This window comes from Paenarthrobacter sp. Y-19, assembly GCF_029223985.1.
Lineage (GTDB): Bacteria > Actinomycetota > Actinomycetes > Actinomycetales > Micrococcaceae > Arthrobacter > Arthrobacter nicotinovorans.
The window spans coordinates 3033331-3045226 of the sequence record NZ_CP119414.1; the positions used below are offsets into that span (position 1 = coordinate 3033331).

General features: G+C 64.8%; 11 protein-coding genes. 5 read left to right on the top strand and 6 right to left on the bottom strand.

Going from position 1 to position 11896, the window contains the following annotated elements; translation table 11 throughout:
* The first annotated feature begins 5 nt into the window (after positions 1–5).
* The 3 genes from PYR64_RS14200 to PYR64_RS14210 all read left to right on the top strand — a co-directional run bounded on the left by PYR64_RS14200 (position 6) and on the right by PYR64_RS14210 (position 3470).
* Positions 6–1448 carry a PucR family transcriptional regulator gene (locus PYR64_RS14200; protein ID WP_210077102.1) on the top strand — a complete coding sequence of 481 codons (1443 nt, stop codon included), beginning with the start codon at positions 6–8 and terminating at the stop codon, positions 1446–1448.
* A 64-nt stretch (positions 1449–1512) separates the two neighbouring features.
* Positions 1513–2793 carry an MFS transporter gene (locus PYR64_RS14205; protein WP_018776811.1) on the top strand — a complete coding sequence of 427 codons (1281 nt, stop codon included), beginning with the start codon at positions 1513–1515 and terminating at the stop codon, positions 2791–2793.
* On the top strand, positions 2790–3470 hold the full coding sequence (locus tag PYR64_RS14210; protein ID WP_079580847.1) for a FadR/GntR family transcriptional regulator: 681 nt from the start codon (positions 2790–2792) through the stop codon (positions 3468–3470). The genes PYR64_RS14205 and PYR64_RS14210 overlap by 4 nt, the downstream gene beginning before the upstream one ends.
* Positions 3471–3478: 8 nt before the next feature.
* Here PYR64_RS14210 and PYR64_RS14215 read toward each other — a convergent pair whose 3' ends face one another.
* The 6 genes from PYR64_RS14215 to PYR64_RS14240 all read right to left on the bottom strand — a co-directional run bounded on the left by PYR64_RS14215 (position 3479) and on the right by PYR64_RS14240 (position 10469).
* Positions 3479–4858 (bottom strand): MBL fold metallo-hydrolase, encoded by a 1380-nt coding sequence (locus PYR64_RS14215; RefSeq protein ID WP_275775827.1) that lies wholly within the window; start codon positions 4856–4858, stop codon positions 3479–3481.
* A gap of 81 nt (positions 4859–4939) precedes the next feature.
* Complete coding sequence (locus PYR64_RS14220; RefSeq protein ID WP_018776814.1) at positions 4940–6406, bottom strand: FAD-dependent oxidoreductase; 1467 nt, start codon at positions 6404–6406, stop codon at positions 4940–4942.
* A 20-nt stretch (positions 6407–6426) separates the two neighbouring features.
* Positions 6427–7689, bottom strand: coding sequence for a uroporphyrinogen-III C-methyltransferase (gene cobA, locus PYR64_RS14225; RefSeq protein ID WP_039242585.1), 1263 nt, complete (start codon positions 7687–7689; stop codon positions 6427–6429).
* 112 nt (positions 7690–7801) lie between these two features.
* A complete protein-coding gene (locus tag PYR64_RS14230) occupies positions 7802–8713 on the bottom strand; it encodes a glutaminase (RefSeq protein WP_275775830.1) in 912 nt (303 codons plus the stop codon).
* A gap of 119 nt (positions 8714–8832) precedes the next feature.
* Entirely contained in the window at positions 8833–9876 is a 1044-nt protein-coding gene (locus tag PYR64_RS14235) for an LLM class flavin-dependent oxidoreductase (protein ID WP_275775832.1), read from the bottom strand.
* A gap of 35 nt (positions 9877–9911) precedes the next feature.
* Positions 9912–10469, bottom strand: coding sequence for a dihydrofolate reductase family protein (locus PYR64_RS14240; protein WP_275775834.1), 558 nt, complete (start codon positions 10467–10469; stop codon positions 9912–9914).
* A 187-nt stretch (positions 10470–10656) separates the two neighbouring features.
* Between PYR64_RS14240 and PYR64_RS14245 the strand changes: the two genes are divergently transcribed.
* Positions 10657–11091: a hypothetical protein gene (locus PYR64_RS14245; RefSeq protein ID WP_275775836.1), complete on the top strand. Its 435-nt coding sequence runs from the start codon at positions 10657–10659 to the stop codon at positions 11089–11091.
* 126 nt (positions 11092–11217) lie between these two features.
* Positions 11218–11850 carry a DUF305 domain-containing protein gene (locus PYR64_RS14250; RefSeq protein ID WP_110503785.1) on the top strand — a complete coding sequence of 211 codons (633 nt, stop codon included), beginning with the start codon at positions 11218–11220 and terminating at the stop codon, positions 11848–11850.
* Positions 11851–11896: the final 46 nt, after the last annotated feature.

The following is an 11896-nucleotide window of genomic DNA, read 5'->3' on the forward strand; positions in this document are numbered from 1 at the left end:
TAAACATGGCTCTGTCCCTCGCTTCGCTCGTCGCTGTCCCCTCCCTGAAACTCCGTCAGTCCGGCCTCGCCGAGACCACGTGGAACCAGGACATCAGCTGGGTCGCGGTGACCGAATTGGAAGACCCGCAACGCTTCCTCAGTGGCGGCGAGCTGGTCCTCACCACGGGCCTTCGCCTCAAAAGCGCGGCTGATCAGCGGCGCTTCGTCCGCCAGGTCCAACGCGCGGGTGCTGTGGGGATCGGCTTCGGTATAGGCCTCACCCATGAATCGGTTCCCGAAGCCCTGATCGCAGAGGCCAACCGCTGGGGATTGCCCTTGGTGGAGGTGCCCTACGAAATCCCGTTCATCGCCATCGGCAAACTCGTGGCAGAGTCCCACTCCGCCGACCATTATTCCAACCTCGAACGCCTCCTGGCCGGGCACCAGATCCTGGCCCGCTCGCTCCTGACCGGCGGCGGCCTCAATGAACTCCTCAAGCAACTTGGCAGCATGCTGCGAACTGACGTCGTGCTCACCCAGTTCAGCGCGCAGCTCTATAACAGCGTGGCGGGGAAACCGGCCCCGACGGCGGACGGTTGGGCTTCGTATCCGATTCCCACTGGCCGCAGGGACGCCTGCACGCTCTGGTTGCGGCAGCCTTTCATCGACTCGGGAATCGTCAGCTACGCGCAGAACCTCATCAGCGTGGAGCTCAACAACATGGTCAAGCAGCGGCAGTCCCAGCGTGCCATGGCCGGGCAGGTGCTGGACGACGTCATCCACGGCACCCTGGAAACCATCGAGGCAGCCCGCCGCTTGGCAGGTGTCGGGATCAACAGCACAAGGAAAAACGTAGTGCTGGTTGCCGAGTCCACGGCACACCACAAACAGCTGGTCAGTATTTCCCTGCCCCAGGCGCTGGAAGGCGGCGTCAGCGCCGTCGTCGGCAAGGATTTGGTGACGGTAGTCAGCGACGACGGCAGTTCCGCCACCGCCCTGGCCAAGAGCCTTAGCGATCACCTGCAAGAGGCCGGCATCCACGCCGTGATCGGCATCGGCGGGGCCTACACCAAGCCGAACGGCCTGCGGTGGAGCTACTTCGAAGCGCGCGACGCCGCGGCGCACGGCTTGCCGGTGAACGAGCCCGAACGGCTGAGCCTGACGTCACTGCTGCTGGCCAGCGAGGACGTTCCGTTGGCGGACATGGCCAGCGAGTCCCTCACCCCGCTCCGCAAGTTTGATGCCGCCCATGGCGCAGAGTTGGTGGCCACCCTGGAGAGCTACCTGAACCACAACGGCTCCGTGGCCGCGGTTGCCGAGGCGCTTACCCTCCACAGGAACACCGTGCGATACCGTCTGGCCCAGATCACGGAACTGACCGGCTACGACCCCTCGCAAACCCAGGACCGGGTGCAGCTATGGCTCGCCTTGGCGGTCCAACGGCTCGGCTCCCGCAACCCCAGATAGCCGCTCCCGGAGAGCTTCGCCACAAAACTGTAGACATTAGACGTCAAACGTCTAACCTTTAAATATGGCGACGACCCCTCTGACACCCACGACAGGAAACATCCCGACGATTGCTGCTACCCAGGCTTCTTCCGCTTCGGCCAGCCAGGCAGTCCCCAGGACGCGCGTCGTCGCCGTCGTCGGCATTATTGCCGTAGTGCTCATCGGCCTGAACCTGCGTGCCGGGATTACCAGTGCCGCGGCCCTGTTCCACGAACTGCAGCAGGTCCTGGGCTACGGGGCCCTGGTGGCATCGGTCCTGCCATCCATCCCTCTGCTGTGCTTCGCAGTGGCTGGCATGGGAACCTCGTGGTTGACCCGCCGCGTAGGTGTCGAAAAAGCCATTGCCATCGCCTTGGCCCTCCTGGCTGCGGGCTTGCTGGTCCGTGGCGTGCCGGTGACTGGCGCCCTGCTGGGCGGCACGGTCCTGGCCATGTCAGGACTGGCAGTGTGCAACGTGGCCATGCCGTCGTTCATCCGCGAGCACTATGCGGACCGCACGTCCATGATGACCGGCCTCTACACGTTCACCATGTCCGGCGGCGCAACCTTCGCCGCAGCGGTCAGCGTTCCCTTGGCACAGCAGCTCGGCTCGCCGTCCATGGGGCTGGCGGCCTGGGGCCTGCTGGGTGTCGCGGCGCTCCTCGGCTTCCTGCCGGTAGTCCTGCACACGCACCGGAACACCACCAAGACCGACCGACCGCGCGTCTCCATGTGGCCACTGCTCCGCACGCGCCTCGGCATCCTGATCACCGCCATCTTCACCTTCCAGGCCTTCCTCGCATATGCCGTGATGAGCTGGTTCGCCTATATCCTCACCTCCCAAGGGCTGAGTGCCTCCGAAAGCGGCCTCCAGTTCGGCGTCATGCAGTTGGTTTCGGTGGCCGCCGGAATGATCCTCCTCGCTTTCGGCTCACGGCCCGGCATGCTCCGCCCCGCGCTCTACCTCGCAAGCAGCTCCACGCTGGTGGCCATCGCCGCCATGCTGTGGCTGCCGACGTCGATGGCCGTGGTGCCGGCTGTGCTGTTCGGCTTCGGCTTGGGCATCTTCCCGCTGGTTTTGGTGATCATCAGCCGAAGCGGAGGTTCGACGGCGGAAACCACCGCACTCTCCACCATCGCCCAATCGCTGGGATACTTGATTGCGGCAATCGGCCCCTTCGGGATGGGGCTGCTCCACAGCGCCACCGGCGGCTGGGTGTTGCCCATGAGCCTGCTGTCCATCGTGGCTGTGGCGCTCATGGTCACTTGCCACCTGCTCACCAGCAAGCGCACTGCCACCAAGACCGCACCGAGGACCGTATGACCCTGACGCCTTCCCACCGCCCGGCCCTGGCCGAGGAAATCACCGCGAAGCTGCGGGACATGATCAAGTCCGGCGAGTGGCCATTGCAGGAACGCATCCCGGCTGAGCCCGAGCTCATGTCCACGTTGGGGGTTTCCCGAGGCACCCTCCGCGAGGCGATCAAAGCACTGGCGCACTCAGGCATGCTGGAAGTCCGCCGCGGTGACGGCACGTATGTGCGTGCAAACAGCGAGATGTCCGGGGCAGCCCAGCGCATGTACCTCGAGCACACTCAGGAACACATCGTGGAAGTCCGGCTCGGCCTGGACACCCAGGCTGCCCGCCTGGCCACTAAGCACGCCACCACGGAGGATCTGGCAGAGATGCGCCGGCTCCTTGCCGCCCGCCACGATGCATGGCTTGCGGAGGATTACCCTGCGTGGGCCAGCGCCGATTGGGAGTTCCACGAACGCGTCGCCCTGGCATCAGGCAATCCGCTGTTGCACCAGCTCTATGTTTCCTTTGGCGGCGTGTTCCACAACGATCTCTTGCGGCAGCAACGCAAGGGCGGCTTCAACGGCATTCCCCGTGAGGGCCACGACGAACTGGTGGACGCCCTGGAAGCGCGGGATCCCGACGCCGCTGTCCGCAGCGTCTACCGGAATCTCGACTATTGCTCGGACCAAAACCCGCGCTAGCCCATCAATTACGGCGTGGTCTCGATCCCTGCTCCGGCCGCGTCCCTGAACCTTGCGTTGATCAGCACCACGTCACGGCCGGCCCGATCCAGCAGGCTGGCAGCAACACTGGCGCGGTATCCCGTGGCACAGTGCACCCAGATCCTGGCGTCCGGCAGCTCGGTGATCCTGCCGAGGAGCTCGTAGACAGGAACGTTCAGGGCGCCTTTGATGTGGGACGCCTCGAATTCCTCCGGGCGGCGCACATCCAACACCGTGTCCTCCGGTGCCCTGCCCTTGAGGAGTGCAGCCCAGTCACCGTGCGGGTAGCTCGCCTGTGGAGACTCCGGCGCCAAGGCACCTATGTCCACGGCTCCGCCGTCAGGCCCGACGGCGGCATCCGGCCTTTCGATGCCGATCCTCGCCAGGTCCCGGATCGCTTTCTCCACCTCGTCCCGCGGTCCCAACAACGTGAGCGGTTGGTTCCACGGGATCACCCAGCCGAGGTAGCTGGTGAAGTTGTCCCCCTTCCCGTACTCGAAGCTCACGCTGCCGTGCAGATGGCTGTCCGCGAAAGCCACGCGGTTGCGCAGATCCACTACCCACTCCCCCGCCTTGAGACGCCTGTCCAGTTCCGTGGCATCCACGGAGTCCGGCACCCCCAGCTCCGCCGGACCAACACCGGCCGCGTTGAGGGGACTCATGTGGGCGTAGTACGCAGGGTAGGCCGTAATGTTCGCCAGTAACTCTGAGACGAAGTGGTCTTCATGGGGATCCGTCAAGGCGTGGTTGGACCGGACTTGCTCGCCGATCGTCGATGAATCCTGGTAGCTCGCGGGTCCGCTGGAACAAAACGAGCCGAATCCGTGGGTTGGGTAGAGTGCCGCGTCCGGGGGTGCCGCGTCCACCAGCCGACGGACCGAAGAATACTGTTTGTGGGCCAGCTTGGCGGTGTCGTGGGGTGACACCAGGTCCGTCCGCCCAACGGAACCGTAGAGCAAGCTGCCGCCTGAAAACACAGCCTCCGGACCGCCGTCGGGCGCGTCATCGCGGACCACGTATGAGAGGTGAGTGTGGGTGTGCCCGGGAGTGGCAACCACTTTCACCAACAGCCGGCCGACGCGGAGAACCTGGCCGTCGGAGACGGGGACGCGCGCAAATGACACCTCGTCCGCAGCGTTCACCCAGTACTCGGCTCCGTGCGCTTCAGCCAGGACGAGGCCGCCAGTGACGTAGTCGTTGTGAAGGTGGGTCTCGGCCACATGGGTGATCCGGACCCCGGCGTCGGCGGCTGCCGCTTCCACCCGGTCGATGTCCCGTTGCGGGTCGATCACCAGGGCGACGGCACCGTCGTGGACAAGGTAGCTCCGGTCCCCCAGCTGGGGCGTTTCAATGACGACGACGTCCATACCCCCACCTTAAAACAACGCGGGGTCACTTAGGGCCCATCCGGAAGCTCCGAATGGGCCCTAAGTGACCCCGCGTTGGTCTTAGACCTGTGCTGAGACTCCATCGCGGGAGATGTCGACCATGTCCTCACGCGGCACAACCTTGATGCGCTCACGCTTGACTTCGACGCCGTGGGAGCCGCCGGCTTCGGTGGCTGCTGCGCCGAGGGCGAGCTCGTGGGCATCCAGTGCCAGCCAGCCTTCCCAGCTGGTGAACTTCACGCCGCGGGCATCCAGCAGATCCACGACGGCGTCTGCCGCGGGGACCTCAGCCAGCGGCAGGTTTTCGCGGTCCTCCAGCAGGTAGGTGACGGTTTCCAGGGCATCGCCCTTGGTGTGGCCGATGAGGCCGACGGGACCACGCTTGATCCAGCCGGTCGCGTAGAGGCCCGGAACGTGCTGGCCGTCGGCGTCCAGGACGCGGCCGCCGTCGTTGGTCACGACGCCCTTCTTGTGGTCGAACTCTACGTCCGGCAGCGCCGAACCGAAGTAGCCGATGGCGCGGTACACGGCCTGGACCGGGTAGTCGATGAACTCGCCGGTGCCGCGGGCGTTGCCCGTGCCGTCCAGCTCGGTGCGCTCGAACTTGATGCCGGCAACCTTGCCCGGAGTCTCCGCGGAGTCAACGATCTCCACCGGGCTGTGCAGGAAGTGCAGGTGCAGGCGGCGGGAAGCCTTCAGCTCGGACAGGTCCTCGGGCTGCTCGGCGATCCAGTTGGTGAGCGTGCCGACCATGGTTTTGGTCTGGTTGTTCGTCTGGATCTGGCGGTCGGACTCTTCGTCGAACTCGAAGTCCTCGGCGTAGAGGATGATGTCGACGTCCTTGGAGTGCGAAAGCTCGCGGAGTTCCAGCGGGGTGAACTTGACCTGGGCCGGGCCACGGCGGCCGAAGACGTGGACGTCCGTGACGGGGGAATTCTTCAGGCCGGCGTAGACGTTGTCCGGGATCTCGGTGACCAGGAGGTCATCAGCGTGCTTGGACAGGACACGTGCCACGTCCAGGGCCACGTTGCCGTTGCCCAGGACGGCGATTTCCTTGGCGTCCAGGGGCCATTCGCGGGAAACGTCCGGGTGGCCGTCGTACCAGGACACGAAGTCCGCGCCGCCGAAGGAACCCTCAAGCTCGATGCCCGGGATGTTCAGGTCGGCATCCTTGATGGCACCGGTGGCGAAGATGATGGCGTCGTAGTGCTTGCGGAGGTCCTCGATGGAGATGTCCGTGCCGTAATCGACGTTGCCGAAGAAGCGGATGTCGCCGCGGTCCAGCACTTTGTGCAGGGCGTTGACAATGCCCTTGATACGGGGGTGGTCCGGAGCAACGCCGTAACGGATCAGGCCGTAGGGGGCCGGGTAGCGGTCGAAGAGGTCGATGCTGACGTTGAGTTCGCCGCTCTTGACGGCCTCGCTCTTGGTCAGGATGTCAGCTGCGTACACGCCGGCGGGGCCGGAGCCGATGACGGCGACGCGGAGCGGACGGTCCGCAGAACCTACGGGGGTGCTAATTGACACGGCTGTGTTCCTTCTTCTTCTCAGTTACTGCGGACGCGGGGACGGTTGGGGGTGATGGTGCTGTAGTCGGCGGTCTTGAAATGCTGGGGTGCAAAGGGGCTGACCCGGACGACGTCGCCGATCACGATGACCGCTGGATTGGCCACACCCACGGCTTCCGCCTGGTCCGCAATGCTTCCCAAAGTGCCGATGGTGACGCGCTGGTCCGGCAAATACCCGTTCTCTACGATACCCACTGGAGTGTCCAAAGGCAGACCCGAGCCTGCCAGGGCAGCCGCGGAATCGCGCAATTGCGCCACTCCCATGAGCAACACCACAGTGTGATCGGGCCGTGCGGGAACTTCGGACAGCTCCTCGTGGCCGGTGACCACGCTGAAGCCCTTCGCCAGGCCGCGGTGGGTCACCGGGATGCCGGCGGCTGCCGGAACCGAGATCGCGGACGTCACGCCGGACACCACTTCAACCTCGACGCCGTTCTGCCGGCAAAATTCTGCTTCCTCGCCACCGCGCCCCAGGACGTAGGGGTCGCCGCCTTTCAGGCGGACCACACGATTGCCCTTCAGGGCTTCGTCCACGAGGATGCGGTTGATCTCGAGCTGCGGCACGGGATGGTGGCCTGGCGTCTTGCCGACCTCGATCACGCGGACGTCCGGCGCGAGCTCTTTGAGCAGCTCGCGGGGACCAAGACGGTCGGCAACAACGACGTCGGCCTGGCCCAGCAGGCGCCTGCCGCGGACGGTGATGAGTCCCGAGTCGCCCGGACCGCCACCGACCAGAGCCACAGAGCCGCCTGCTCCCGGCTTGCGGTGCCTGCGAAGCGGGAGGTCACCTGTTTCAAGCGCTGTGGCCACGGCGTTGCGCAGTGCCATGGCGCGGCGTGGGTCTCCTCCGGCGTTGATGGCAATCTTGACGTCGTCCACCACGGCCACGGCAGGCGTCCACGCGGCTGAAGCTTCGTGGTCGGAGGCGTTGACGCACCAGATGCGCTGCGCCTCGGCGTCGGCTGCCACCTGGGTGTCCACGGCGGAAGTGCCGGTCGCCGTCTGGACGAACCAGACGCCGTCGAGGTCTGACGTGCGGTATTCGCGCGCTTCCCAGGAGAGGAGCCCCGAAGCGTCGAGGCCTTGAAGTGTTTCAGTGGCAATGGGAGCGACCACGGTGACTTTCGCACCGGCGTCGAGCAGCCCCTTGGCGCGGCGTTCCGCGACGGGGCCGCCGCCCACGACCAGCACCGGGCGGCCGAGCAGCCTCAGCGCGGTGGGGTAAATGTCCTGTATTGCCATGAAAAAACTGTAGGGCGGCGCCGTAATATGCTTCAAAGGCTCGGAAACAACCGGTAACGCTGGGTAATCCAACGTCACAAAAAGTCTGCAAAGGGCCCCGGGATCCGGCGGGCTAGAAGACGGACCACCCGGTGCGCGTGGTGAACTCGTCCAACGCGGCCACACCTGCCACGGAATTGCCGGAACGCCCCAGCCCAGGGCTCCACACGCTGATGGCGCACTTGTTCGGAACCACGGCCACGATTCCGCCACCAACCCCGCTCTTCCCCGGCAGGCCCACCCGGTACGCGAACTCCCCGGCGGCGTCGTACGTCCCGCAGGTGAGCATAACGGCGTTGATTCTCTTGGTTTGCGCCGGTGACAGCACCAGGGTTCCGTCGGCTCCCAGACCGTTCGAAGCGAGGAACCGGGTCGCCAGCGCCAGGTCTTCGCAGGTCATGGCCAAGGCGCACTGTTTGGCGTAGGAGTCCAGGACATCATCCACCGGGTTCTCCAAGTTGCCGCAGCTGGCCAGGAAGTGGGCCAATGAAGCATTCCGGTGGCTGTTGGCCAGCTCGGACGACGCCACGACCTCATCCGTATCGACACCCGTATTTCCGGTTTCCTGGCGCACCAAATCCCGGACAGCGTGCGCAGCGTCGCCTGTCAGGCTCAGGAGCCGGTCCGTCACGACGATCGCACCGGCATTGATGAACGGATTCCGGGGAATGCCTTCCTCGCTTTCCAACTGGACCAGCGAGTTGAAGGGGTTGCCCGAGGGTTCGCGGAAGACGCGCTTCCAGATACGGTCGCCGTCGGAAGCCAGAACCAAGGCGAGGGCGAAGACTTTGGAGATGCTTTGAATGGAGAACTCCACATGGGCATCCCCGGCCGAGAACACCTCACCTTCCCGGGTAACCACCGAGATCCCGAACTGGTCCGGGTCTACGGATCCCAGCTGTGGAATGTAGTCGGCCACCTTCCCTTGGCCAACGTGCGGTTGGACTGCGCCGACGATGTCTTCGAGGAGATTCTGAATGTCCATGGGAAACCTCTAATGTCTGGGTGCGTCCCGTCGTCGTTGACGTGGCGCACAAGTGCTCCTGGGGTGCACGGCAACCGCGCACAGCGAGCAACACTACCGGCCTTTAGGGGCCGTCCGGTTCACACTACGTGGTTGGCCTGCCATCCGAACGCTGGCGCTATGTGTTTGGCCACATTCCCCAGCAGCTTGGCGTTGTATTCCACTCCCAGCTGGTTGGGTACCGTCAGCAGGACGGTGTCCGCAGCCTGGACAGCTGCGTCATTGGCCAGTTCGTCCGCAAGGGCGTCCGGCTCCCCGATGTAGCTCTTGCCGAACCTGGACAAGGCTCCGTCGAGGATCCCAACCTGGTCCTGGCTGTCCGCCTGGGCGCGGAGGCCAAAGTAGCGGTTGTCCTCAGCATCGACGATCGGGATAACACTGCGGCTCACCGAGACCCTGGGCTCAAAATCATGACCTGCAGCGGCCCAGGCTTCGCGGAACATCCGGATCTGTTCTGCCTGCAACTCATCGAAGGGCACGCCGGTGTCTTCAGTGAGGAGTGTTGAACTCATCAGGTTCATGCCCTGCTCGGCAGCCCACACAGCTGTCTTGCGGGTGCCGGCTCCCCACCAGATCCGATGCGGAAGGCCCGGCGACTGGGGCTGGATGGGAAGCAAACCCGTCGCACCTCCGGAGTAGTGCGGATCGGCTTCGGCCACGCCGTGACCGGCGATTGCTTTGCGGAACAATGCTGTGTGACGCCGGGCCATGTCGCCGCCGTCTTCACCATCGGCGGGGACATAGCCAAAGTTCGCGGCACCGTTCCGGGCAGGCTCGGGTGAACCACGGCTCACGCCGAGCTGCAGCCTGCCGTCGCTGATGAGGTCCGTGGCGGCAGCTTCTTCGGCCATGTAGAGCGGGTTTTCGTAGCGCATGTCGATCACGCCGGTGCCCATCTCGATACGGCTGGTCCGAGCTGCGATGGCTGCAAGAAGGGGGAACGGCGAGGCCTGCTGGCGCGCAAAGTGGTGCACACGGAAGAACGCACCGTCGATGCCCGCTTCCTCCGCGGCGACGGCCAGTTCGATCGCTTGCTTCAGGGCCTCGCCGGCAGTGGGAACCAAGGAGCCGGGGACGCGGGCCCAATGGCCAAAGGACAGGAAACCGATCCGTTTGTTGTGCATGTCCGGAACAACGCTGGCCGACGCGTGCTCATTCCTCAATCAGCACGGCGGTAATGCATGGCGACCGTGCCGTTACTCAAAGGCTCCGCCGAGACCAGCTCCAGGCGCCGGGTGGCGGGCAGTCCCTCGTGATACAAAGTGGGGCCATGGCCGGCGATGAAGGGATGGAGCAGGAACTTGTACTCGTCGATCAGGTTCAGCCGGTCCAACTCGGTGGCGAGCTTTCCGCTGCCGACCAGCACCCCCGCAGGAGTCCTGTCCTTGAGCTCCTGGACCGCCGCTCGGAGGTCGCCCGTGACGTGGTGGCTGTTGGTCCACGGGAAATCACTTCGGGTAGCCGACACGACATACTTCGGCTTGGTTTCCAATGTCAGGGCCCACTCGCGCAGCGCCGGCGGGGCATCGATTTCCCCGCTGGCTACCAGCGGCCAGTAGCTTTCCATCATCTCGTACGTGGTGCGGCCCCAGAGCATCGCGCCGCTCCGGTCCAGGAGCCGGGTGAAAAGGGCGTGCGTTTCGTCATCGGCGATGCCCTCCCGATGGTCGACGCAACCGTCCAAGGTGACGTTGATGCTGAACGTTAGAAGGCCCATTCGCCGATTCTAGGGCTACCGGCGGATCGACGCAGCAGGGTCGAGGTGTTCCTTTTCGGGATTGCCTGATTCGCCGGGTCAGGCAGTGTTCCGGTTGAGGCGCTGCACACTGTGAACGACTCGACGCATATACCCTCCAGGGGTATACTGGCCGTGTCCGGAGCAAAGGGAAGGAGCACAGGTAAACGTGTCCAATCGCCTGTCCTACCGGACTTTTGCGGCTTTTCGACGGCGGGCCTCACTCCTGCTGCTGGTGGCCGCGGTCATCGCCGGCATCTTCGGGATGCACGTGGTCAACGGGTCCCATAGCACGCACGCATCCACCGCAGCCGCAACGCTGCCGGCGGCCGCTGCGGCCCACCACACTCATGGCTCTGCGCAGCACCTTTCGCAGACTCCGCTTGCCGAAGCAGACAAATGCACGTCGGGAAGCTGCGCCTGCTCCCAGGCCGCCGGCGCCACTTGCACCCCTTCCCTGAAGACGGGTTCCCTCGCTGCATCGGCTCCCGGCGACGCCGTCGCCGCCGATTCCCCTGACCGGGGACATGACGAGCCCCAGCCATCCTGGTCCTATCAACCTGCAGGCCCCACCCCGGGGCAACTCAGCATCAGCAGGACGTAAGCACTGGACAGGGTCGCCGACTGGCAACCCTGCCGTACCCCCGACGCCCCAAAGCCTCGGGGCACTCATCTGCTTACCCTTGGCGGCATCAATGAGCCGCCTGAATTGGCAAAGGACCATTCACTGATGAATAAAACACGCTTTACTGTCACGGGGACTGCCCTTGCGGCCCTGATCGCGCTGGCCGGCTGCGCATCGACCCCCGGCTCCGATTCGATGCCCGGCATGGATCACGGGATGTCGGGACCCTCGGCCAGCCCTTCACCAGGCAACGGCTCCGCGGGCAGCTCTGATACAGCCCACAACGCGGCGGATGTCATGTTCGCCCAGATGATGATTCCGCACCACGCACAGGCCGTGGAAATGTCGGACGCGATCCTGGCCAAGAAGGATATTCCTGCGTCGGTGACGCAGTTGGCCGTTCAGATCAAGGCGGCCCAGGCACCCGAAATCCAGAAGATGACGGCCTGGCTGGAGGGCTGGAACATGCCCGTCATGGCGTCCTCCGGGCACGCCGGACACGGTATGGACGGCATGCTGAGCGAGGCCGAACTCCAGAAGCTCAAGGACGCCCAAGGTACGGAAGCGGCCAAGCTCTACCTGACCCAGATGATCACTCATCATGAAGGTGCGGTGGCCATGGCCAAGACCGAGATCGCTCAGGGCAAATATCCGGAGGCAATCCAGCTGGGACGCGACATCGTGACGTCGCAGGAGCGGGAGATCCAGGACATGAAGGGGCTGCTGGCCGGTCTCTAACGCGCGGTAACGTCAACGCCCGACGGCGGGAGGCCGCCGTCGGGCG

Bases quoted from the DNA above. Each gene is read 5' to 3' on its own strand.
- PYR64_RS14200 (WP_210077102.1), top strand. From the start codon at position 6: ATGGCTCTGTCCCTCGCTTCGCTCGTCGCTGTCCCCTCCCTGAAACTC.
- PYR64_RS14205 (WP_018776811.1), top strand. From the start codon at position 1,513: ATGGCGACGACCCCTCTGACACCCACGACAGGAAACATCCCGACGATT.
- PYR64_RS14210 (WP_079580847.1), top strand. From the start codon at position 2,790: ATGACCCTGACGCCTTCCCACCGCCCGGCCCTGGCCGAGGAAATCACC.
- PYR64_RS14215 (WP_275775827.1), bottom strand. From the start codon at position 4,858: ATGGACGTCGTCGTCATTGAAACGCCCCAGCTGGGGGACCGGAGCTAC.
- cobA (WP_039242585.1), bottom strand. From the start codon at position 7,689: ATGGCAATACAGGACATTTACCCCACCGCGCTGAGGCTGCTCGGCCGC.
- PYR64_RS14230 (WP_275775830.1), bottom strand. From the start codon at position 8,713: ATGGACATTCAGAATCTCCTCGAAGACATCGTCGGCGCAGTCCAACCG.
- PYR64_RS14235 (WP_275775832.1), bottom strand. From the start codon at position 9,876: ATGCACAACAAACGGATCGGTTTCCTGTCCTTTGGCCATTGGGCCCGC.
- PYR64_RS14240 (WP_275775834.1), bottom strand. From the start codon at position 10,469: ATGGGCCTTCTAACGTTCAGCATCAACGTCACCTTGGACGGTTGCGTC.
- PYR64_RS14250 (WP_110503785.1), top strand. From the start codon at position 11,218: ATGAATAAAACACGCTTTACTGTCACGGGGACTGCCCTTGCGGCCCTG.